This is a genomic window from Oleidesulfovibrio alaskensis DSM 16109 (genome assembly GCF_000482745.1).
In the GTDB taxonomy this organism is placed as follows: domain Bacteria; phylum Desulfobacterota; class Desulfovibrionia; order Desulfovibrionales; family Desulfovibrionaceae; genus Oleidesulfovibrio; species Oleidesulfovibrio alaskensis.
In genome coordinates this window covers 377,503-400,996 of the sequence record NZ_AXWQ01000005.1, presented here as the reverse complement: position 1 = coordinate 400,996, position 23,494 = coordinate 377,503, and the positions used below count along the sequence as shown (strand labels likewise).

At 57.0% G+C, this 23,494-nt stretch carries 18 protein-coding genes and 2 tRNA genes; 16 read left to right on the top strand and 4 right to left on the bottom strand.

Features of this window, described 5'->3' with window-relative positions; all coding sequences use genetic code 11:
- Nucleotides 1–19: 19 nt before the first annotated feature.
- Complete coding sequence (locus tag H586_RS0104680) at nt 20–1,981, top strand: FapA family protein (protein ID WP_027181464.1); 1,962 nt, start codon at nt 20–22, stop codon at nt 1,979–1,981.
- 369 nt (nt 1,982–2,350) lie between these two features.
- On the opposite strand, the gene H586_RS18155 is transcribed toward H586_RS0104680, so the two are convergent.
- From H586_RS18155 to H586_RS0104650, 3 genes are all read right to left on the bottom strand, one after another.
- Nucleotides 2,351–2,752 carry an EF-hand domain-containing protein gene (locus tag H586_RS18155; protein ID WP_011367340.1) on the bottom strand — a complete coding sequence of 134 codons (402 nt, stop codon included), beginning with the start codon at nt 2,750–2,752 and terminating at the stop codon, nt 2,351–2,353.
- Nucleotides 2,753–2,982: 230 nt separating this feature from the next.
- A tRNA-Asn gene (locus H586_RS0104660) sits at nt 2,983–3,058 on the bottom strand.
- A gap of 534 nt (nt 3,059–3,592) precedes the next feature.
- Nucleotides 3,593–3,668 (bottom strand) — tRNA-Asn (locus H586_RS0104650).
- Nucleotides 3,669–3,944: 276 nt separating this feature from the next.
- Between H586_RS0104650 and lysS the strand changes: the two genes are divergently transcribed.
- From lysS to H586_RS0104580, 14 genes are all read left to right on the top strand, one after another.
- Nucleotides 3,945–5,450 carry a lysine--tRNA ligase gene (gene lysS, locus H586_RS0104645; RefSeq protein WP_034618634.1) on the top strand — a complete coding sequence of 502 codons (1,506 nt, stop codon included), beginning with the start codon at nt 3,945–3,947 and terminating at the stop codon, nt 5,448–5,450.
- 74 nt (nt 5,451–5,524) lie between these two features.
- Nucleotides 5,525–6,751, top strand: a complete 1,227-nt coding sequence (locus H586_RS0104640; protein WP_011367342.1) for a lipoprotein-releasing ABC transporter permease subunit — start codon at nt 5,525–5,527, stop codon at nt 6,749–6,751.
- Entirely contained in the window at nt 6,748–7,443 is a 696-nt protein-coding gene (locus H586_RS0104635) for an ABC transporter ATP-binding protein (protein WP_011367343.1), read from the top strand. Before H586_RS0104640 ends, H586_RS0104635 begins: the two co-directional genes overlap by 4 nt.
- A complete protein-coding gene (bamA, locus tag H586_RS0104630) occupies nt 7,427–10,108 on the top strand; it encodes an outer membrane protein assembly factor BamA (protein WP_027181462.1) in 2,682 nt (893 codons plus the stop codon). The genes H586_RS0104635 and bamA overlap by 17 nt, the downstream gene beginning before the upstream one ends.
- A 178-nt stretch (nt 10,109–10,286) precedes the next feature.
- On the top strand, nt 10,287–12,101 hold the full coding sequence (locus H586_RS0104625; RefSeq protein WP_011367345.1) for an N-acetylmuramoyl-L-alanine amidase: 1,815 nt from the start codon (nt 10,287–10,289) through the stop codon (nt 12,099–12,101).
- A gap of 133 nt (nt 12,102–12,234) precedes the next feature.
- Nucleotides 12,235–12,768, top strand: coding sequence for an OmpH/Skp family outer membrane protein (locus H586_RS0104620; protein WP_011367346.1), 534 nt, complete (start codon nt 12,235–12,237; stop codon nt 12,766–12,768).
- 27 nt (nt 12,769–12,795) lie between these two features.
- Entirely contained in the window at nt 12,796–13,824 is a 1,029-nt protein-coding gene (gene lpxD / locus H586_RS0104615; protein WP_027181461.1) for a UDP-3-O-(3-hydroxymyristoyl)glucosamine N-acyltransferase, read from the top strand.
- Nucleotides 13,824–14,288, top strand: coding sequence for a 3-hydroxyacyl-ACP dehydratase FabZ (gene fabZ / locus H586_RS0104610; protein ID WP_011367348.1), 465 nt, complete (start codon nt 13,824–13,826; stop codon nt 14,286–14,288). The genes lpxD and fabZ overlap by 1 nt, the downstream gene beginning before the upstream one ends.
- 1 nt (nt 14,289) lies before the next feature.
- Entirely contained in the window at nt 14,290–15,075 is a 786-nt protein-coding gene (gene lpxA, locus H586_RS0104605) for an acyl-ACP--UDP-N-acetylglucosamine O-acyltransferase (protein ID WP_011367349.1), read from the top strand.
- 165 nt (nt 15,076–15,240) lie between these two features.
- Nucleotides 15,241–16,083, top strand: coding sequence for an LpxI family protein (locus H586_RS0104600; RefSeq protein ID WP_011367350.1), 843 nt, complete (start codon nt 15,241–15,243; stop codon nt 16,081–16,083).
- Between the two features lie 32 nt (nt 16,084–16,115).
- A complete protein-coding gene (locus H586_RS0104595) occupies nt 16,116–17,288 on the top strand; it encodes an aminotransferase-like domain-containing protein (RefSeq protein WP_027181460.1) in 1,173 nt (390 codons plus the stop codon).
- A gap of 278 nt (nt 17,289–17,566) precedes the next feature.
- Nucleotides 17,567–18,367, top strand: a complete 801-nt coding sequence (gene thiM, locus H586_RS0104590; RefSeq protein ID WP_011367353.1) for a hydroxyethylthiazole kinase — start codon at nt 17,567–17,569, stop codon at nt 18,365–18,367.
- Nucleotides 18,364–19,020 carry a thiamine phosphate synthase gene (gene thiE / locus H586_RS0104585; RefSeq protein ID WP_027181459.1) on the top strand — a complete coding sequence of 219 codons (657 nt, stop codon included), beginning with the start codon at nt 18,364–18,366 and terminating at the stop codon, nt 19,018–19,020. Before thiM ends, thiE begins: the two co-directional genes overlap by 4 nt.
- A gap of 65 nt (nt 19,021–19,085) precedes the next feature.
- Nucleotides 19,086–19,424, top strand: coding sequence for a NifB/NifX family molybdenum-iron cluster-binding protein (locus tag H586_RS0104580; protein WP_011367355.1), 339 nt, complete (start codon nt 19,086–19,088; stop codon nt 19,422–19,424).
- Between the two features lie 99 nt (nt 19,425–19,523).
- On the opposite strand, the gene H586_RS0104575 is transcribed toward H586_RS0104580, so the two are convergent.
- Nucleotides 19,524–20,276 carry a ferredoxin reductase domain-containing protein gene (locus H586_RS0104575; RefSeq protein WP_027181458.1) on the bottom strand — a complete coding sequence of 251 codons (753 nt, stop codon included), beginning with the start codon at nt 20,274–20,276 and terminating at the stop codon, nt 19,524–19,526.
- 181 nt (nt 20,277–20,457) lie between these two features.
- On the opposite strand from H586_RS0104575, the gene H586_RS0104570 reads away from it, so the two are divergent.
- Entirely contained in the window at nt 20,458–23,412 is a 2,955-nt protein-coding gene (locus tag H586_RS0104570; RefSeq protein ID WP_027181457.1) for an NAD-glutamate dehydrogenase domain-containing protein, read from the top strand.
- Nucleotides 23,413–23,494: the final 82 nt, after the last annotated feature.

Sequence of the window (23,494 nt, the reverse complement as noted above, 5' to 3'; positions counted from 1 at the left end):
GTAAACGACGGTTTCTTTAATGAGCCATGACGACACCGCACATAGCGGGCAGAAAACCGGTTCCGCCAACGCCGACGCCGTGGTCCGGTTCAATGCCAGCAAAGATTACATGAAAGTGGGCATAGCCCGCTATGTGCCGCCCAAGGGTAAAGGCAGCCCCTTGAGCGTTGATCTGATGGCGGAGCAGCTGGCAAAAGCCGGTATACGGGTTCCGCTGGATGTGAATGCCGCGCGGACGGTCATTGAAAAGCTTCAGGCCGGCGAGGATGTGACTAAAATTGTGGTCGCCCGCGGGGTGCCGCCTGTGGCGGGAACCAACGGGCGGCTTATGTGTTTCGGCGATGAACGTTTCCCCGTTTTTCCGGGTATGGCATTCGGCACGCTTATGCCGGCCATTCCTGCACAGGGCGGCATGCGTATCGACGGCAAGCCCGTGTCGCCTCCGCCCGAGCTGTTGTCGTGCGACCTGCAGATTGCCGACCATGGCAACTGCAGCATGCAGGAACAGGGCGGGCAGCTGGTTGCCGAAGTGTACGGCACCGTGATGGTGACCGGTTGCGTGGTGCAGGTGCTGCCGCTGATAACCGTTGCCTCGGACCGGTTACGGATTACGGCTACACTGTACCACCGTGACTGTCTGGGCATTCCCGTGACGCTGGAACGGCTGCGTGAACTGCTGGATACGATGGGGGTGGTGGCGCCGCTTAATGAAAAACCTGTCAGGGACGCGCTGCTGCGTGCTGCGGAAACCGGCGGGCCTGTGCACGATGTGGAAATCGCCCGGGGGGTCATGCCCCGTCACGGCACCGACGGCTGTCTGGAGCTGCTGTTTGACACCATGGAGATGGCGGGCAAGGTGGGGGCGGACGGAACCATAGACTATAAGGACCGCGGCAGTCTGCCGGTGGTCACGGAAGGTGAGGCCGTCGCTCTGCTGTATCCTCCCACTGCCGGTGATGCGGGCAGGGATGTATTCGGCGAAAGCGTCGCACCGCATCCCGGACGTCCCGTACCCTGTGTGCTGTGCCCTAAAAGCATAGTGGAAGATGAAGACGGTGTGACGCTGCGTGCTGCGCTGGACGGGTTTGTACAGCATGCCAAAGGGCGCCTGTCTGTCGAAAACATGTATGTGGTACGCGGCGATGTCAGTATGGAGACGGGAAACGTTGACCTGCAGCGCGGAGCTTTGCTGGTGCGCGGCAATGTGCTGAGCGGTTTTTCCGTGAACTGCCCGGAAAATGTCACTGTGCAGGGGGTTGTGGAGGCGGCGTTTCTGCATACGGGTGGCGACCTGCTTGCGGGGGGACTGGTATTGCAGGATCAGGGGCATGTGATTGTTGAAGGCAACCTGAAAGCCGGCTTTATAAGCGAGGGAAGCGTAGACGTACGCGGCAACATACAGGTCACCAAATCTATAGATAATTCCGATGTCACCTGCGGCGGTCTGGTTGCTCTGGGCGGCAGCGGGCGCATTGTGGGCGGCACTGTGCGTTCCAAGGGCGGTGTGCGTGTGGGGCAGCTGGGCAATGAGCTGGGCGTGCGCACACACGTGATCATTGAGCTGGACATGAAAGCGCTGGAAGACATGGAAGAAGAAGTGCGCACCCGCAGGGCGGCCATCAAGCGCATCAATGAGACGCTGGGTACCGGCAGTGATGAAGATATACTGAATCAGGTGCGGCAGGAAAATTACAAGGCGGTGGAAAAGCTGCTTGTTATCAGAGAAGAGGCGCAGCGGAGCATTGAAAGCGGCAAGGAAAAACTGGCCGAATTGAAAAAGGTGACCAAAGAACGGCTGGCCAATGTCAGCGTGCAGGTAAGCGGGGTGGTCTATCCGGGTACCGTGGTCACGTTTGAAGACCGCTCCTTTGAGGTCAGCAGCCCCGTAAGCCAGTGTGAATTCCGCATGGCTTCGAGCAAGCGTGTGGTGGAACTGCGTTCGCTCGGCAAGGTGATCGCCGCGTCTGAAGAAGAGGAATGACGGCGGGCTTGTCTGCGTAGTTCTGCCCATCGGGGCGTGGACAGATTTTTCAGGGCTTGTCAGCGCGGGCGTCGGCATTCAGCAGGGTGCCCGTGGCCTGCTGCGGACGGCCTGCATACGGATGACCTGTATGCGGATGACCTGCCTGCGCAAAGACGCGTATACAGAGACAGAGGCGCAAAGCATTCTTGCGGCACCGGCTGACGCGTCAGTGCCTGCCGTGCATCAGCCGGTACAGAAAAGCGGACACAGGTCCGTTTTTTTTGTACCGCGGTTCGTGCGGAGGGAAGGTCCGGCAAAGCCGTGCGGGCAGACTGTGGCGCATGGCATGAGGCGGAAAAAAAGGCCGGATTGGTCCGGCCCTGCATATTATTCTTTAGGAGGTTCGATCAGCATTTTTCCGTTTTGCGGTTTACCGTGCCCTGCGGGGGGCATGATCATGGGTTTACCGTTTTTGCCGGGCATGCCTTTGGGCGGCATGGTCATCCCTTCGGGAGGCATTTTCATGCCTGAGCCCATATTCTGCATGCCGGCACCGTCTTTGCCGTGACGGTTGCGGAAATTATGCCATTCTTCGTGGCTCATCAGTTTGTCGCCGTTGGTGTCAATGGCGGCGAAGGCGGGTTCCCGCATGGACGGGTAGGCCGCGGAGAATTCTTCCCATGTGACCGAACCGTTACCGTCGGTATCCATACGGCCGAACTCTTCGCCAGCAGCCAGAGGACCGGCGCTTGCAAGAATGAATGCGCTGGCCAGCAGGAGCCGTTTCATGTGTGTACCCTCTCTATTTGCAGGCGGTTTGCAGCAGGAGCAGCCGCCCTGTTGATTCGGGATGCCGCGGGGCGACGCAGACCGGAGCCTTCCGGTACGCTGCGGTCGCAATGGCGGCAGATTCGCCCTACGTTCTAGGAAGTGGCAGAGCAATCGTCAAGCACGACTTTGCATAATACCTGCCGGTGCATGAAAAAAAAAGCCCCTGCCTAAGCAGGGGCTTTACGTTCTGGCTCCCCGGGACGGACTTGAACCGCCAACCTAGTGATTAACAGTCACCCGCTCTGCCGATTGAGCTACCAGGGAGTGTGCTGTTGAGCGCTGTTGCCCTCAACGAGGAGAGGTGTATATGCTGTAACGTTTTCGTCGTCAAGCATAAAAAACAAAAAGTTTAAAAAAAGTCATGAAAAGTGTCCGGCGTTTTTGCAGTGCGCTGAAGCGTTACGGCAGCGGGCCGACGGCAGTTCGGCAGCTGAAACTGAAAATACGTAAAATATCCGGCCGGCAGTTTCGGGCAGCGTGCGGGGACGGGGGGAAAGTACGGGCAGATGTGCGTCATGCTGCAGGCAGATTCGCCGCGGCGTGCAACATTTATATATACCGTGCTGCCGGCTGGTGCATGAGCGGAGAGGTGCAGGGGAATTTAAAGAGGCGCCGCAGGGTACACCATCTGTTGTGCAGGCGGGCATAGTACCGGTCCGGCAGCGCGGCAGGCGGCGCTACGGGGGCTTGTTGTTGCAGGCTGTGGCACGCGGCAGCATGTGGCTATGGCCGCGGTGCGTTGCCGCCCCTGCGCGGGACGCAAAAAAAAGCCCCTGCCTGAGCAGGGGCTTTATATTCTGGCTCCCCGGGACGGACTTGAACCGCCAACCTAGTGATTAACAGTCACCCGCTCTGCCGATTGAGCTACCAGGGAGTGTGGTGCGGACAACTCGTGTCCGGCGAAGGGAAGAGATATAAAGATCGGCTGTGTTCGTCAAGTACAAAAATGATAATGTGAAAAAAATCTTTAAAAACTCACGGGGGGCGGGCTTCCTTGACGGAGCGTCCCAATTGGAATACCCATACCCGATTCAGCGTTTGCGACCAATTTAAGAGCATGGAGATATTTCCCTTGAGTAATCAAGAATCCTCAAACCGCAAAAAGATCAAGCTTCCCACCAAGTCCGAGCATTCCGCTTACTTTATGCCCATGCTTACGAGGCTTGATGAGCGTGACGAACTGAACGAAGTCATCAAGAGCCGTGTTGCCAAGTCCTGTGACATGATGGACGCAGGGGTGCCCCTGTTTCCCAACAGGTTCAACAAAGAAATTGATGTCGCTGAAATTCAGGCAGGCTATGAAGGTCTGGAAGCCGAAGAACTGGAAACTCTGGATCAGGAGTTCAGCTGCGCCGGGCGTATCGTGTCCCAGCGTTCCTTCGGCAAGGTTACCTTTTTCCACCTGCTTGATAAAAGCGGCAAAATGCAGTGCTACGCTTCGCGGGATTCGCTGGGAGCCGATGCCTACAGCGTTTTTAAAAAATTTGACATAGGCGACATTGTGGGCGTGTGCGGTACGCTGTTCCGCACCAAAACGGGCGAGCTGACCATACAGTGTTCTTCCGTGCAGCTGCTTACCAAGTCCATCCGCCCCCTGCCGGAAAAGTACCACGGGCTGAAAGACGTGGAAACCCGCTACCGTCAGCGCTATGTGGACCTGATAGTCACCCCGCGTACCCGCGAGATATTCCGCAAACGCGGCCAGATTGTGCGTGAATTCCGCAATTTTATGGAAGAACGCGGGTTCATGGAAGTGGAAACACCCATGATGCAGCCCATTCCGGGCGGCGCCACGGCAAAGCCTTTTGTCACGCATCACAATGCGCTTGATATGCAGCTGTACATGCGCATTGCGCCGGAGCTGTACCTGAAGCGTCTGCTGGTGGGCGGCTTTGAAAAAGTGTTCGAAATCAACCGCAACTTCCGTAACGAAGGGATTTCCACCCAGCATAATCCCGAATTCACCATGTGTGAGTTTTACTGGGCATATGCCCGCTTTGAAGATCTGATGGATCTGACGGAACAGTTGTTTTCGCGTCTGGCACAAAAGGTCTGCGGCAGCACCGTCATTACCTATCAGGGGCAGGAAGTGGACCTGACGCCCGGCAAGTGGCAGCGGATGACATTCCATGACTCGCTGGAAAAAGTCGGCGGACACGCGCCGGAATTTTACAACGATTACGAAAAGCTGTCCGCATATATCCGCGAACGGGGCGAAAAGGTCATCGAAGGCGAAAAGCTGGGCAAGCTGCAGGCAAAGCTTTTTGATCTGGATGTGGAATACAAGCTTATCCAGCCGCATTTCATCTATCATTACCCCACTGATATCTCGCCGCTTTCGCGCCGGAATGATGACAATCCTGACGTGACTGACCGTTTCGAGCTGTTTATAACGGGCAGAGAACTGGCCAATGCGTTTTCGGAACTGAATGACCCCGTTGACCAGCGCAAGCGTTTTGACGATCAGGTGGCGGAAAAAGAAGCCGGCGATGATGAAGCGCACTTTATGGATGAAGACTACCTGCGTGCGCTTGAATACGGTATGCCTCCTGCCGCAGGGCAGGGCGTGGGCATTGACCGTCTGGTCATGCTGCTCACGGATTCGGCTTCCATCCGCGAGGTTATCCTCTTCCCGCTGCTTAAGCTGGAGAGCTGATCTGAAAACGGCAACAGCAGTCGCCATACCGGGCCGCAGTCAGGCCCGCCAACCGGAAAGGACAAGCCAGCAGCATGCGTTTTGAGCTGTTTGTTGCGTTGCGTTATCTGTTTGCCCGCCGCAAGCAGACTTTCATTTCGGTCATATCCGTCATTTCGGTGCTGGGTGTGGCTCTGGGCGTGGCATCGCTCATCGTGGTGCTGGGCGTTATGAACGGCTTCACCGTGGATATGCGTGAAAAGATACTGGGCGTGAACGCCCATGTCATCACGCTGGCTGCGGGCGGCGGTATTTCCGGCTATCCTGAACTGGTGCGCAAGGCCGAAACCGTTCCGGGAGTAAAGGGCGCGACCCCGTTCATTTATTCCGAGGTCATGCTTTCGACCCGCTACGGAGTCAAAGGTGTGGTGCTGCGCGGGGTGGACCCCGTTTCGGCGCCGGCGGTGCTGGGCATTGCCGGCCGCATGGTAGACGGTTCTCTGGCCGACCTTGAACGATCCGGTGCGCCGGGTCTTGTCATCGGCAAAGAACTGGCCAAACGGCTGGGTATCACCGTGGGCAGCAGGGTCAACCTGCTGTCTCCTTCGGGCGAAAAAACAAGCGCGGGGTTTACCCCGCGCATCCTTTCTTTCAAGATCGCAGGTATTTTTTCTACCGGCATGTTCGAGTATGACTCGTCGCTGGGGTTCGTCTCGCTTGATGCCGCCCGTGATCTGCTGGGAATGCCTGCTGGCACTGTTTCTGGTCTTGAAATAGTGGTGGATGACATTTACCGCGCCGATACCGTGGCGCAGGCGGTTACTCAGGCTCTGGGCGGGTATCCTTTTTACAGCCGCAACTGGATGGAAATGAATGCCAACCTTTTTGCGGCGCTCAAGCTGGAAAAAGCTGCCATGTCCATCATGCTCACCCTCATAGTGCTGGTGGGGTCTTTTTCCATTGTCACCACACTGGTGATGCTGGTTATGGAAAAATCGCGCGATATCGCCATCATGATGTCCATGGGCGCTACAAAATCACATATCCGGCGCATTTTCATGCTGCAGGGTACTATCATAGGCGTTGTGGGCACCACTCTGGGATTCGGGCTGGGGCTGCTTGTGTGCTGGCTGCTCAAGCGTTATCAGTTCATCAAACTGCCGCCCGGCGTCTATTCGCTTGACCATCTGCCCGTGCTGCTGCAGTGGCAGGATCTGGCAGCCATTGCCGTCGGTGCCATGGTGCTGTGCTTTCTTGCCACCATCTATCCTGCGCGGCAGGCGTCTTCACTGGAGCCTGCCGAGGCGCTGCGGTACGAATGATGGAAAAAAATACCATGCTGTTCAGCCTGAAAGATGTGGGTAAAGAATATCAGGGTCCTGCAGAAAAAATTATTATTTTCAGTAGGTTGAATCTTGATATTGCCCAAGGTGACTCTGTGGCGGTTGTCGGGGCGTCCGGTTCGGGCAAATCGACCCTATTGCATCTCTTGGGAACCCTTGATAATCCTTCTCGGGGAACTGTTCTCTTCAGGGGAAGAGACATCACAGCCATGACGGCGGAACAGAAGGCCGCCATGCGCAGCAGAGACGTTGGATTTGTCTTTCAGTTTCATCATCTGCTGCCGGAATTCAATACGCAGGAAAATGTGGCCATGCAGGCTGTCATTGCGGGTATGCCCCGCCGTGAAGCCATGAAAAAAGCCGCACACGCCCTTGAGCTTGTGGGCATGTCCGGCAGGGCAGGTCACAGGGTGGGTACGCTGTCGGGCGGAGAACGCCAGCGCGCCGCCATCGCAAGGGCCATCCTTATGCATCCTGCCGTGCTGCTGGCTGACGAACCTACCGGTAACCTCGATGAACGCACGGGCGACAGTGTCGGGCAGTTGCTGATGGATTTAAACAGAGAGCTGGGTATGACGCTTGTTGTGGTTACCCATAACAACTCCCTGGCATCACTCATGAATAGACGTCTAGAACTGAGAGCTGGAGAACTGTATGACCAGAATTGCTAGGCTGTGGCTTTACGTCGCCTCAAGCCTGCTGGTTTGTCTGGGGGCCGTTCAGGCCAATGCCGCCGCGCCCGCCAACGTGCGTGTGCTTGTCCTTCCTTTTGAAGTGAATGCCGAACCTGATCTGGCCTATCTGGAAGACAGTCTGTCCGACCTTGTGATTGAACGTCTGGTTGCTCAGGGCTTTTCTGTTGTTCCCCGTGCCGAAGCCGCCGACCTGCTGCAAAAACAGGGTGTGGACGTGCTTGATATCACCTCTGCGCGTGATCTGGCGTTGCTGGCACGCGCTGATTATGCCGTTTACGGCAGTTTTACCCAGCTGGGCGAAAGCATAAGCCTTGATGCCCGCCTTGTGGAAGCTGTGGGCGTTCGTCCCGCAAAGCCGCTGTTCATACAGAAAGACGGCCTTATCAATATTTTGCCTGCAGTGGATGAGCTGGCACAGGTAGCCGCGGCCAGTCTGCTGCGGCAGGATACCGTTGCCGCCGTGGAAGTGCGCGGTACAAAAATTCTCGATCCCGATGTGGTGCTTATGCGGCTCAGCTCGCGCAAGGGCGATACGCTGGACCCCAAGCTGGTCAACAGGGAAATCAAACGTATTTACGACCTCGGGTACTTCAGCGATGTGAGCGCCACCGCCGAACAGACCTCCGACGGACTCAAGCTTGTCTATACCGTGCAGGAAAAGCCGCGCATTGAAGCCATTACCGTGGAAGGTTCCGATGCTGTGGACACTGATGAAATCCTCAGTGTCATGAGCACCAAGACCGGCTCGGTAATGAACGAAAAACTGCTGGCGCAGGACATCATGAAAGTGACCGACCTGTACCGTAAAAAAGGTTACTATCTTGCCGATGTAAGCCACAGGGTGGTGGAAGGCAGCGGCGGCGCGGCCAGCCTGGTGCTTTCGGTGCAGGAAGGCGACAAGCTGTACATCAAGGCGGTGCGTATTGTCGGCGCGGAACAGCTGGATGAAGACGATGTGCTGGATGAACTGGCTCTGCGTCCCCGCAACATGATTTCATGGATTACCGGCACCGGTGTGCTGCGCGAAGAATACCTTGAACGCGACAGCGCGGCCATCGGGGCGTACTACCTCAACCGCGGGTTTATGGACGTGCGTGTGGGTGACCCCGATGTCCAGTACGAGGAAGACGGCATTGTGGTTTCCTTTGCCGTCAAGGAAGGCACCCGTTACAAAGTGGGTAACATCGCTTTCGGCGGTGACCTGATTGATACCGACGAGGCGCTGCTGAACGTCATTAAAATGGACGAACAGGCCGCTGATGAAGAATATTTCAATTACGACGTGCTGCAGAAGGACACCAAAAAGCTGACCGAGTTTTACAACGACTACGGTTATGCTTTCGCCGACACCAGTTTCCGTACCGAACGGCGCGACGGTTCCATTGTGGACATCACGTATGTGATGACCAAAAAACAGAAAGTCTATGTGCGCAGGGTGGAAGTTGAAGGCAACAAGCACACCCGCGACAACGTTATCCGCCGCGAAATGCGTCTGACGGACGGCGACCTGTACAGCGGCTCCGGACTGCGCCGCAGCAACCAGCGTCTGAATAACCTCGGTTATTTTTCGCAGACTGACATCGAGCTTATTCCCACAGCCAATCCCGAGGAAGTGGATCTTAAAGTAAAGGTGAAGGAAAAGAATACCGGACAGATAGCTGCTGGTATCGCTTACTCCACCTATTCCAGCTTCGGTATCGGCGGTTCGGTAAGCGAAGCAAACCTGTTCGGTAAAGGGTACCGTGCCGCGCTTTCCGCCACGTTCAGCGGCAGAGACAACGAGTACGATTTCACCTTTATCAACCCGCATTATAATGACACCAAGCTTCAGGTCGGTGTGAACGCCTATCTGCGCAGCAGCGACATGGAAGACTATGACAAGGACACCGTGGGCGGCATTCTGAGCTTTGCCTATCCTCTTGGTGAATTTACGCGGGCCAGCTGGTATTACCGTCTGGACCAGTACAAATATTCCGACGTGGACGACGATGCCGCAAAGACCATCCGCGACTACGAAGGCACAAACCTTGCCAGTGTGACGGGATTTGCACTCTCGCGCGATACCATTGACAACCGCATGCGTCCCACCAGCGGTACGTACCTGAAAGGTGCCGTGGACTACGGCGGAGGCGTGCTGCAGGGGACTGACCATTTCATCCGCCTGTACGGTGATGCGCGGTATTTCCAGAAGCTGGCCAACAACCATGTGCTGCATGTGCGCGTGCGCGGTGCCACCCTGTTTGAAAACGACCAGAGTGAGGAAATACCTGTCCACGAACGTATCTATCTGGGCGGTATCAACTCCATACGCGGTTACGACCGGCGCGATATTTCGCCCAAGGATCCCGAAAGCGACGACAGCATAGGCGGTACCCGCGCGGCGTATGCAAACTTTGAATACATCTGGTACTTTGATGACGAGATGGGCATTTACCTGATTCCCTTCTTTGACACCGGTTTCGTCATCGACCCCGACATGGGGCACGAATGGAGTGACGAAATCAAGAGCAGCGTGGGTCTTGAAGTGCGCTGGCAGTCCCCGCTGGGCAACCTGCGCTTTGCTTACGGCTACCCGCTGAACGAGGTGGACGGCGAACGCAAGGACGGCAAGTTCGAGTTCACCATGGGACAGACCTTCTAACCTTCCGGAACGCATCAAGGGGATGTCGCAAGACATCCCCTTTTTTCATGTTCATGTGCATGCCTTATGGGCTGCATCTGTGTCGGGTTGCGATAAATGGCCGTATGCCGTATGGTTTCGCAAATTATCGCACTCCCCGGCTGCACCGGAGTTGCCGCCGCTTATGGAATAGCTCACAATGCCGATGCATCTCAGATTTTCATCACGCCTGCTGTGGCTCTGGCTGGTCATTGCGGTGTCTTTGGCGTGCCTTCCCGCTCCTGCGGGTGCCGCTTCGCTTGATGCCTCGTTCAACAGCGCATGGCGCCAGTTTCATTCGCTCACCAAAGACGCCCGCAAAGGGAAATACCGTGACAACTGGTTGCGCATAGAACAGGATTTCATGGATGTGTACAAGCGGAGTCCGCGCGGCCCTCTTGCACCCAAATCACTGTACTACGCAGGGCGAGTGCGCTCCGAACTGGGGGCCCGCTCATATCTTGCTTCTGACTACAGGCGTGCTGTGGAGTATTTCCAGCGCCTTGCCAACCGCTTTCCATCACATTCCTGGACAGATGACGCGCTGTACCGCGCCGCCGCCATATACAAGGACAGGCTGGGTGATCATGGTACGGCCAGAAGCCTGCTGAACACCATTCTGCGCGACCATCAGCAGGGCGACATGTACTACAAGGCCATAGCATTGCATCGCTCTCTGGACGGAGGCAGCGGCGCTGCCGGAGCCCCTTCCGCCTCTTCTGCGCCTGCGCCTGCTCCGGAGCCCGCGCCGGCTCCTGCACGCTCCGCTGCAGCTGATGAACCCCTGAAGGCTTCTGAAATAATCAAAGGGGGCACCGCCAACAGCGGCGCTCCGGCCACTCTGGTTGACGTACGCTACCAGTCCAGTGATGATTACACCCGTGTGGTGCTTGAATGCAGCAAGGAAGTCGCTTACCGGTATCAGTTTCTGCCTGAAGACAAAAAGGCCTCCAAGCCGTTCCGTCTGTATGTCGATCTGGAAAATGCATCGCACGGCAAACTGGTGCGGGCAAAGGAGACCGTTGCGGACGGTATTCTGCGGGAGGTGCGCACAGGTACGCCGCGCCCCGGTGTGAGCAGGGTGGTTCTCGATTTTTCATCTGTCCGTAAATACAATGTCTTTACGCTGGATAACCCGTTCCGGGTGGTCATCGATGTCACTTCTCCGGAAGAAAAGGCGCAGACTGCCGTAGCCGGTGCACCCGCCAGCCGGCCCAGACCCGCAACCCCCTACAAGGTGCCTTCGGGCAGCAAAGAACAGGTTAAAGACCTTGTGGAACAGCTGGGGCTGACGCTTGATACCATCATGATTGATGCAGGGCACGGCGGCAAGGACCCCGGCACGCAGCATAACGGTATACGCGAACGGGACTATACGCTTAAGATGGCCAAAATAATTGGCGAAAAGCTTAAGAAAAAAGGCTTCAACGTGGTGTACACCCGCACAAAAGATGTGTTTGTGCCCCTTGAAGAACGCACGGCCATGGCCAATGTTAAAAAAGCAGACCTTTTTCTTTCCGTGCACATCAACGCCAACAGAAGTTCAAAAATCCACGGATTTGAGACCTACTATCTGAACCTTGCCCGCTCTGCCAGTGCCGTGCGTGTGGCCGCGCGTGAAAACGCCGTCAGCGAAAAGCGCATCAGCGATTTGCAGTTCATTCTCACTGACCTTATGCTCAATTCAAAAATGCAGGAATCAAAAGATCTTGCAGAACTGATACAGAGTAATGTCATCGGCACGGTAAAAGGTAAGTACGGTTACCCCACGCGTGACAACGGAGTCCGCTCGGCGCCGTTTTATGTGCTGATGGGCGCAAAAATGCCTTCTGTTCTTATGGAACTGGGCTACTGCACCAACGATGCAGAAGCCCGTAGGCTCAAGTCTGACAACTACCTTAACCGTATGGCGGACGGCATTGTGGCGGGCGTGGTGGCGTACAAAAAGAAAATCAACAGGTATGCATCCATGTGATGTTTCTCTGCCGCTTGACGGGTGCCCCGCATGGCGGTATTCCACTTAATCTTTAACCCCAGAACAGCATGAAGTGTCACAGGGTTCAACCCTGTGTATTCGTTGCCAATAAAAGACTCACAGGAGAGCTTTAATGCGTAAAATTCTGCTTGCGATCATCGCACTTTCCCTTTTTGCCGCCGCTCCCGCACAGGCAGCCGGTCCCCAGAAAATCGGCCTGATCAACCTTAAAAAGCTGATGCTTGAAAGCGAACCGGCTGCCGAAGCCAAGAAAAAAATGGAAGAAAGCTTTTCTGCTGAAAAGAAAGAAATCGATAAAAAATCTGAAGAGCTGAAAAAAATGTCCGAGCAGCTGCGTCTGCAGGCTGCTGCTCTCACGCCCGAAGCCCGCGAAGATAAAAAGGTGGAATTTGTGCGTCTGAAGCGTGATCTTGAAGATCAGGCCCGCACCTTTACCCGCAAAGTGCAGTCTGCCGATGCCCAGATTCGTCAGGACATTCTGACCATCATTGCCAAAGCCTGCAATGAATACGGCAAAAAGAACAATATGGCTGCTATTTACGATGCCACCAATGCCGGTGTGGTGTACGCCAACCCCGAACTGGACGTAACCGCCGAGGTGATGGTTGAAGTGAACCGCATCTGGCGCGCCGGTGCCAAAAAGTAGTAAGACGGGCACATGCAGAAAACCGTCATGAAGGTTTCGGATATAGCCGGAGCACTGGGGCTGAAGCTCAAAGGTCCGGACCGCGAAATTTCGGGTGTGAACACGCTTGAAGCGGCTGGACCGGAAGAAATCAGCTTTCTGGCTAATCCGAAATACATTCCCATGCTGGCCGGTACCCGGGCGGCAGCTGTCATAGTGAGCGAGGAATACGCCGGTCAGGTGGAAACCGCGCTTATCAGCGCCAACCCCTATTTTGACTTCGGCCGTACCTTGCATCTGTTTGCCAGACCGCAGGGCAGCTTCAGCGGCATCAGCGATATGGCATACATTCATCCGGAAGCGGAAATAGGCGGCGGCTGCACCATTTACCCGCATGTCTACATAGGGGCCAGAGCGCGTATAGGTGAGGGAACCACGCTCTTTCCCGGCTGCTATGTAGGGGAAGACTGTGCGGTGGGTGAAAACTGCCTGTTGTATCCCAATGTGACGCTGATGGCTGCCACAACCGTGGGTGACGACTGTGTGCTGCATTCCGGAGTTGTTCTGGGGGCCGACGGGTTCGGCTTTGCCCGTACCGAATACGGGATTCAGAAAATTCCGCAGATAGGCAGGGTGCATGTCGGCAACGATGTGGAAATCGGGGCCAATACCGCCATAGACCGCGCCGTGCTGGGTGTGACCACCATTGGTGACGGCACCAAGATGGATAATCTGGTTCAGGTGGGGCACAATGTCACCATCGGCAACGATTGTCTTATCGTTGCGCAGGTGGGCATTTCCGGCAGCACGCACGTGGGTGACAGAGTGACCATGGCCGGTCAGGTGGGGGTTGCCGGACACCTTACCATAGGTGACGATGTGACCGTCGGGCCTAAATCGGGCATAGCCAGAAGCATAGAGCCGGGCAAGACCATGGGCGGACAGCCTGCGGTTGAGCGCGATGTGTACATGCGTACACTGACGGTGATGCCTAAACTGCCTGACATGTACAAGCGGCTGAGAAAATTAGAAAAAGAGCTTGAGACGCTGAAAGGCGAATCAGGCAGGGATAGCTGATGAACGACAAGGCGAAAAGCATTTTGGATATTCGACAGATTCTGGGACTGCTGCCGCACCGGTATCCTTTTCTGCTGGTGGACAGAGTGCTCGACTACACCCCCGGCGAGTGCATTACCGCTGTAAAAAACGTCACCATGAACGAGCCTTTTTTTCAGGGGCATTTTCCTGATGTGCCGGTAATGCCCGGCGTGCTCATTATGGAAGCGCTTGCTCAGGCCGGTGGCATTCTGGTGGTCAAAAGCACCGACACCAGCGTTGAAGGTAAGCTTTTTCTGTTTACAGGCATGGAAAGAGTGCGCTTCAGAAAGCCGGTATACCCCGGCGACAGGCTGGAGCTGCATTGCCGCCTTTTGCGCCACAAGCTAAAGCTGTGGAAGATGGAAGGCAAAGCCTATGTGGACGGACAGCTTGCTGCCGAAGCCGAAATGACCGCCGCTGTCATGAACAGAGAGGATATGTAGCGTGGCTGCGCAGATTCATCCTTCCGCCTTTGTGGACAGCAAGGCCGTTATCGGAGAAGACGTTGTCATCGGGCCGTGCGCCGTTGTCGAGGCAAACACCGTCATCGGCGACCGTTGCCGCATTGATGCCTTTGCTTCGGTCAAGCAGTATACCCGCATGGGAACGGACAACCATATCTATTCTTATGCCGCCGTGGGCGGCGAACCGCAGGATCTCAAGTTTCACGGTGAGGAATCGTGGCTTGAGATAGGCGACCGCAACCGTATACGCGAGTTTGCCACTCTGCACCGCGGAACCGAAGGCGGAGGCGCAAAGACCGTGGTGGGCAGTGATAACCTGCTTATGGCCTATACTCATGTGGCGCATGACTGCCACGTGAAAGACGGCATCATCATGTCCAACGGCGCCACTCTGGCGGGGCATGTGACCGTGGAAGACCATGCCATTCTGGCCGGTCTTTCAGCGGTGCATCAGTTTGTGCGCATCGGCCGCAACGCCTTTGTGGGCGGTATGAGCGGCATCGCGCAGGACCTGCCGCCCTTTATGCTGGCCGTGGGTAACCGCGCCGGCGTGCACGGGCCCAATCTTGTCGGGCTGCGCCGGGCAAAGGCTTCCCGCGATCTCATAGCGGCGCTGAAAAGCGCTTACCGGCTGATCTGGCATTCCGAAACTCCCCGTAAGGAGGCCTTGGAACAGCTGGAATACGAGTATGGAAACTTCCCTGAAGTGCTCAATTTTGTGGAGTTTATCCGCAGCAGCGAGCGGGGGATTCTGTCCGTGGAATAGTACACGGCCGGTCAACTGAAATACCAAGCAGGGGAAAGCGGGCACGGCCTTCTTTCCCCTGTTTTGTCTGCACACGGTCGCATCGCCGCCGTGTGCGGCGCGGGTGGCAGGCAGGCATGGCCACCACCCCGCGGGGTGTATATGCATGATGAGGCAGGACAGCATATGAATCAGGAATCCATAGGAATCATTGCCGGCAGCGGACAGTTTCCCATGCTGGTGGCCCGTGCCGCCCGTCTGGAGGGGCACAGGGTGGTCATGTGCGGCTTTCAGGGGCACACGGACTCCGCACTGGAACACGAGGCCGATGTATGGTCCATGCTCCATCTCGGGCAGCTGGGCAGGCTGATAGATTTTTTTGTGTCCGCTGGTGTGACGCGGCTTTGTTTTGCCGGAGCCATCAGCAAACCCCGTGCTCTTGATCTGCGGCCCGACATGCGCGCGGCCAAGGTGCTTTTCCGGTTGCGCTCCAAAGGCGACGATGTGCTGCTGCGTGCAGTGCTGGCCGAACTGGAATCCGAAGGGCTTGTCATAGTGCAGGCTGCGGAACTGGTGCCCGGGCTGCGCGGGCCGGAAGGAGTGCTTACCCGCAGGCAGCCTTCTGCCGAAGAATGGCAGGATATCCGTTACGGGTGGCCTGTGGCCATGCAGATAGGCGCGCTGGATATCGGGCAGTGCTTGGTTGTCAGGCGCGGTATGGTGGTAGCCGTGGAAGGTCTGGAAGGCACGGACGCCACGCTGCGCCGCGGGGGCGAACTGGGCGGAGACGGCTGTGTGGCGCTGAAGTTTGTGAAGCCGGGACAGGACGAGCGTATCGACCTGCCCGCTCTCGGGCTGGCAACTGTGCGCACTCTGGCACAGGGCGGATACACATGTCTTTGCTATCAGGCAGGAAATACATTGTTTTTCGACAGAGAGGAGAGTATCTCTCTGGCCGATAAACATGGTATATCCATAGTGGGAATCGGTCCCGCACTGTCGGCGGAGCTGACCGCCGCCGCGGAGTAATCTTTTACTGATTGTGTTTATGGGGGCAACTCATGCGTTTTGCCGGAAGAATGAATACTGTGCACCGCTCGTATATTCGCGAGATTCTTAAAGTTACCGCACGACCTGAAGTGATTTCATTCGCCGGCGGACTACCGAATCCCGATTCGTTTCCGGTGGCGGGGCTTGCTGCGGCCGCAGCAGAGGAAATGAAGGAATGCGGGGCGCAGACCCTGCAGTACAGCACGACGGAGGGGTATCTTCCGCTGCGCCGCTGGATTGCAGAACGTTATGCCGCGCAGGGCCTGAGCGTGACTCCTGATGAAATTCTCATAACCGGAGGATCGCAGCAGGGACTGGATATTGTTGCCAAAGCCATGCTGGACGACGGTGACGGAGTGCTGCTTGAAAGGCCCGGCTATCTGGGTGCCATTCAGTGTTTCAGCATGTACCGCGCGGCTTTTTCCACGCTGGAACTGACCGCCGACGGGGTGGATACGCAGGCACTGGACAGGGCTTTGCAGGCAGGTTCGCCCAAGCTGTTTTATGCTGTCCCCAGTTTTCAGAACCCTTCGGGCATAAGTTATACCGAAGCCACACGACGCGAAACCGCACGGCTGATGGCGCAGTCTGACTGTCTGCTGGTTGAGGACAACCCCTACGGAGAGCTGCGGTTCAAGGGGCAGGCACTGCCGCCCGTCAAAGCATATATGAACGGTGCGCCTTCGGTGCTGCTGGGGTCGTTTTCCAAGGTGGTGGCCCCCGGTCTCAGGCTGGGCTGGGTGTGCGCTCCCGCAGAGCTCATGGATAAGCTGGTCACCGTCAAGCAGGCTTCGGACCTGCACACTCCGACATTCAACCAGCGTGTGCTGTATCGTTTTCTCGAACAGAACGACGTGGACGGTCACATTGCGTCCATCCGCAGCCTGTACGGCCGTCACAGGGATGTGATGGTGGAGGCCATAAGAGAACATTTTCCGCAGCAGGTGCAGTATACCGAGCCGGAAGGCGGTATGTTCCTGTGGTGTACGCTGCCGGAGCAGTGTGATGCGGAGGTGGTCTTCCGCAAGGCGCTTGAGCGTGATGTAGCTTTTGTGCCGGGCAGACCGTTTTACGTGGACGGCACGTCCAATACGTTCCGGCTGAATTATTCCAATGCCAGCGAAGAGACCATACGCGAAGGCATAGCAAGGCTGGGAGCCTGCCTGCACGAAGTGCTGGCGTGATCCGCGGCGCATGGCTGACGGCAAACGGGACTTAGGCCCCGTGACGGACGCCTTTTCCGCTGAATTATTCTGTAAAAACGATAGCCGCCTGCGGGCGGCTTTTTTGTGCGCCGCACAGTTGCCGCGTCCGGGGCGCGCTGCTGTAACAGGTTTACGGCACGGTGCTTTCTGTGCCGCTCGCATCCTGCAATACTTTTTAGAGCATGCAATGGACGTGACCGGCTGTCCGCGCTACAGTGAGTGCGTGAAAACAGTGATAAATAAGGAGAAGATTTTCAATGAGCGAACATAGCTTCGTCTGGGACGCGGTACAGCGCGTCCGTACCGGTGCTCCGCTGGTGCATAATATAACCAACTATGTAGTGATGAATACCACCGCAAACGCGCTGCTGGCCGCCGGTGCATCTCCCGTCATGGCTCATGCGCGGGAAGAGGTGGAAGAACTGGCCGGTCTGTGCTCTTCTCTGGTGCTGAATATCGGCACCCTGAGCAAACCGTGGATAGAGTCCATGTTCGCAGCCGGACGCATCGCGCAGTCGCGCGGTGTGCCTGTGGTGCTCGATCCCGTGGGGGCTGGGGCGTCTTCGCTGCGTACATGGACAAGCCTTGATCTGCTGCGCGAACTCAATATAAGCGTACTGCGCGGTAATGCCTCTGAAATTCTGGCACTTTCCGGTGCCGGATCACGCACGAAAGGGGTGGACAGCATACATCAGGCTGCCGATGCCGCCGATGCCGCACGTGAACTTGCCGGTAAGTTCGGTTGCGTGGTTGTTGTCAGCGGGGCGGAAGATCTGATTACCGACGGTTCCAGCGACGTGCTGGTGCGCGGCGGACACGACATGATGCCCCGTATTACCGGCATGGGCTGCACGGCCACTGCTCTGGTGGCGGCGCATGCGGCTGTTGCCGGCAGTGTGCTGGACGGCGCGGCCGCAGGCATGGGAGTTATGGCCGTGGCGGGTACCATGGCCTCGCGCAAGGCCAAAGGGCCGGGCAGTTTTCAGATGCACTTTATTGATGCGCTGTACGGCATGCAGTCATTTGATGTCGAAGCCGGCGTGGAGATTGTGCGGTGACCCGTATGCAGCCGGATTATTCGGTTTATCTGGTCACTGACCGTACGCTGTGTGTCAGTGGTACGCTGGAAGATGTGGTGGCCCGTGCCGTGCAGGGCGGCGTGACCATGGTGCAGCTGCGCGAAAAGCAGCTTTGCACCCGTGAGTTTGTCGAACTTGGCCGGGCGCTGCGGGCGCTGCTGGCCCCCCGCGGGGTTCCGCTGCTTGTCAACGACCGGGTGGATGTGGCTCTGGCCTGCGGGGCCGACGGGGTGCATATCGGGCAGAGCGATATCCGTTATGCTGATGCACGCAGGCTCATGGGGGCCGGTGCCGTCATCGGCGTGTCGGTGGAATCCGTTGAACAGGCTGCGGAAGCGGAACGTTGCGGCGCCGACTATATGGGCGTGAGCCCCGTATTTGCCACCCCCACAAAAACAGACACTTCCGCGCCGTGGGGGCTGGAAGGGCTGCGCGGTCTGCGGCGGCGGTTTTCTTTGCCGCTGGTGGCCATAGGCGGTATCGGTCCGGATAATGCGGCTGAGGTTTTTGAAGCGGGAGCAGACGGCATTGCTGTTGTTTCTGCCATTTGCGCCAGTCCGGACCCGCAGCAGGCGGCAGCAACACTGCGTGCCGTTGCCCGCGGAAAAAGGCGTGCGGCAGCCGCTTTATGATCCGGCGCAGTGCTGACCGGCAGTTGCATCCGTAAACAGGGATAACAGTAAAACTGGGAGGCTGTATGCTTATTGCAGTGGCGGCGGACGGAAAAACTCTGGACGCCAGAGTGGAGCCTGTTTTCGGCAGAGCGGACTATTTTCTGCTGGTTTCTACGGAAGACATGGACTGCAAAGCGGTGGAAAATCCCTTCCGTGACGATCTGGAAAAAGCAGGCAGACGCATGGCCGCGTTGCTGCATGAGTATGGCGCTGTGGCTGTACTGTGCGGCGAGTGCGGTCCCAAAGCGCGCCTCGGGCTGGCCGAAGCCGGTATCCGTGTGGGGATAGGTTTCGGCGGCTCGGTGCGGGGGGCCGTGGAACGCTTTCTTTCACTGGAGGAAACCGTCGCGGGCGGTTCCTGAATGCTGTGCATGCCATGTTGTAACGGCGCGGGGTGCGTTGCGTGCAGGCGCGCATCCCGTGCGCGGCGGCGGAGAAAAAGACCGCCGAGGGCATGCCTGCTATTTTCCCGTAAAGACGAACTGTTCCTTGTTCACTCCTGCGGGGTCTATGCCGTAGGCGGCCATCTCGTCCAGAACATGCTCCTGCATGGGGCCCGGACCGCACAGATAAAACGACGCCGTGGTGGAACGGATGTGCCGTTCCAGCATATGGCGCGAAAAGTGCCCTTTTTCAAAACGGATGCGGGGCTTGTCCTCTTCTTCGTACAGATCGGGTTTGTGCTCACGGCTGAGCACATGCACCACCGTCAGGTCAATTGTATCCGCAATCTCTTCCAGCTCCTGCGCGGCAAACGCGTCCGCGTAGGTTTTGTTGCACCAGAAAAGCACTATGCTGTTGGCGGCGTCAGTATTGCGAAAATGGCGTAACACGCTGAGAAACGGTGTTATGCCCACGCCGCCCGCCACAAATACGATCTGTTCTTCCCCTTCGATATCGCGGCAGAAAGCCCCGAACGGTCCGGCACACTGGATGGGCACGCCTGCCTTGAGCGCGGGAATGATTTCGCCGGTAAAACGGCCGTTGCGTTTGATGGTCATGCGCAGCGTATCGCCCGGAGCTCCTGATATGGTAAACGGATGCGGTTCACTCCATCCTTCTTCGGTCATCACCCGTATGGATGCGAATTGTCCGGGTCTGAATGCCTTGAAGCGTTCGTCATCTTCGGGCCGGAAGAATATGCTCGTGGTGTCGTCGTTTTCGCGTACGGTGTCGACAATGACACCAAGTTTTTTTTTGCCGGTATCGCTCATGCGTTCTCCGTGGCTGTCATGATGGGGATTTGTTTTTTTATAGTGAACCAACGGGGCGGGGGTGTCCAGCCCCCGCACGACGCCGGAAAGGAAAAATCAGGGAAAAAAGTATTGCTCTTGCACCATGATGCGGTATTCTGCACCCGATTGTATAGTGAGCGGCTACGCAAGGAGGAACTGCATGGCTAGGCACGTATCAGAGACAGACCGTGTTCTGGAGTCGGTCAAAAGCGGACTGGACAGCGTTGCGCAAAGCGTTGTCCCCTGGTTTTACGCCAACATGCCCGACTACTATTTCAAAACCCATTCGGTGGAAGATCAGGTTCAGCACCTGCAGACCATTATCACCGGCAGGGTGACCACAGACAACCACACCGTCAATCTTGTCAGTCCCGACAGGCGGACTGTTACCTACATTGCACCCGAAGGCAGCGACATTGAGTTGCTGCAGATTCTTGAGAGCCATCTGGATGACAGCATTGAAACGGCAAGGCTGTACTCCAGCCATGACGGGCAGCTGAAGCTGTGCACCATATTGCTTTCCGGACAGCCCAAAGCTTCGCCCGAATCGGAGGAGTTTGCCGCTGCTGTGCAGGCCGTGCTGGATGAAGGGCTGATACGCGGGGATGAGCGCGGGGCGTTTGAGATTTTTCTGAGCGGCACCAATAGTGACTATGTGCATAAATTTGAAACCCTGCGCGCGGCGCGTCACTTCCGCGCCATGCAGGACTTGCGCGGCAGCGAGGATACATGGGTCACGCTGGAGCAGTGCCCCGGCGGCAACGAATCACGCATTGCCGTGGCCATGGTCAACCCGCCATCCACCGGACTGCTGTTGCAGGTGACCAAGATTCTGCACCGCGAAAAACTGTCTGTCAGGCGGGCATACGGCGACCTTTTCACACTGCCGGACGGCAAGACCATGGCGCTGCTCAGTTTTTATGTGCGCCTGAGAGATGATCTTGTGCTGCCTGATTCTGAGCTGTGGCACAAGCTGACCCGCAAACTGAAGCTGGTGAAGTGGTTTGCCCCGCATGATCTGGAAAAATATGCAGATGAGGAAGGCTGGAACCTGAAAAGGGTAATGCTGCTGCAGGCGGCCTGCGAATTTGCCCATGTATTTCTGGTCAAAGATAACCTGTGGGCTTACACGGCGGACAATGTGGTCAATGTGGCGCTGGTGCGCCGGCGTGAAATTGCTCTTCTGGTGGAATATTTCGAGGCACGGTTCGATCCTTCGCTGGGCAGCAGGCAGGACAGGGTGGCATCGCTGGAAGACCGCATAGACACCATGCTTGAGGAATGCGTGGAAGAAAACGAACGGCGGATTCTGGGAATCATCTTCGGATTTTTCCGCAACACGCTGCGTACCAACTATTATCTCGATCAGATATACGGGCTTTCCTTCCGTCTTGATTCCTCGTTTATGGCCGAATGCTCCGGCGGATGTCCGCCGGAAGACAGACCCTACGGTGTCTTTTTTTTCCACGGGCCTTATGCGCAGGGGTTTCATGTACGGTACCGCGATATGGCCCGGGGCGGCGTGCGCATGGTAACCACGCGTACACAGGAACAGTTCGAGCTGGAGTCGAACCGGCTGTACGACGAGGTCACGGCGCTGGCCCGCGCCCAGCATTACAAAAACAAGGATATTCCCGAAGGCGGCTCCAAAGCGGTGATGCTGCTGGGACCGAGGGGCGATGTGAATCTGGCCGTGCACAGCATGATCAATTCGCTTCTGGATGTCATACTGACGGGGGAGGATTCTCCCGCGCTGCCGGGGGTGGTGGATTATCTGGGCAAGGAAGAAATCATCTATCTGGGGCCCGATGAGCACATCACTCCAGAGCACATAGACTGGACAGTGCGCCGTGCACGTGAACGCGGGTACCGCTGGCCGTCGGCTTTCATGAGTTCAAAGCCCAATGCCGGTATCAATCACAAGGAATACGGGGTCACCAGTCTGGGGGTGATGGTCTTTGTGGACGAAGTGCTGCGCAGCATGGGTATTGAGCCTGAAAAGCAGCGCTTTACCTGCAAGATAACAGGCGGTCCCAAAGGGGACGTGGCAGGCAACGTGCTCAAAATTCTGTACAGGGATTACGGCGAAAATGCCCGCGTGGTTGCCATCACCGACGGACACGGCGCGGCCTATGACCCGCAGGGACTCGCATGGAGCGAACTGAACCGTCTCATTGACATGCAGCGGTCCATCGATTCTTTTTCTTCGCTCAAGCTGACGGGAGAAGAGGCCTTTGTCATCAGTGCCGACACTCCGGAAAATGTCCGCATACGCAACGCGCTGCATAACAGGGCGCAGGCCGATATATTCATCCCTTCGGGCGGCAGGCCCGATACCATCAACAGCAAAAACTGGCGCGATTTCTTTGCCGCCGACGGCACTCCGTCGGCACGGGCGGTGGTGGAAGGCGCCAACCTGTTCATTTCGCCCGATGCCCGGCAGAAGCTGTCTGAAAAAGGCGTGCTTGTGGTGCACGGCTCGTCGGCCAACAAAACCGGGGTCATCTGCTCGTCATACGAGATTCTGGGCGGCCTTGTGATGACGGAAGAAGAGTTTGTGGCCAACAAACCGCGTTATGTGGAAGATGTGTTCGACATCCTGCGGCGCAGAGCCAGAGACGAGGCGCGGCTGCTCCTGCGTGAACGCCGCAAATGCGACGACTGCAAGGCGCTGCATGAAATATCGCTGGAACTTTCAACGGAAATCAACAGCGTGGCCGATGCGCTGTATGCAGGGTTCATGGCGGACCAGCCCGATATCGCCGCAGACGATATGCTGCGGTCATTGCTGCTGGAATATTGTCCCGCCGTGCTGGTGGAACGCTACCGCGACCGTATTCTCGGCAGTGTGCCGCTGCGGCACCAGTATTCGCTTATCAGCGCGTATGTGGCTTCGCGCATCGTGTATCAGGAAGGTATGGGCTGGCTGGGCGAACTGGTGCGTAAGCGTGATGTGCGGCGTGTCATGCGCGTTTACCGCGAAGCCGAAAAACAGGTGGCCGGATATGTGGCCGCACTGCGGGGCGCCACTGTGGACGATGCCGACAGCATAACGGAACTTATGGAATCGGGCGGAGTGCGCTACCTGACCATGCAGCAGCTGGGGCTTGTCTAGCAGCTCCTGCGGTATAGCGCTTCTTTTTACGGCATGTTCCGCCCCGGCGGAACATGCCGTTTTTTCATATTTGTCGTTTCGG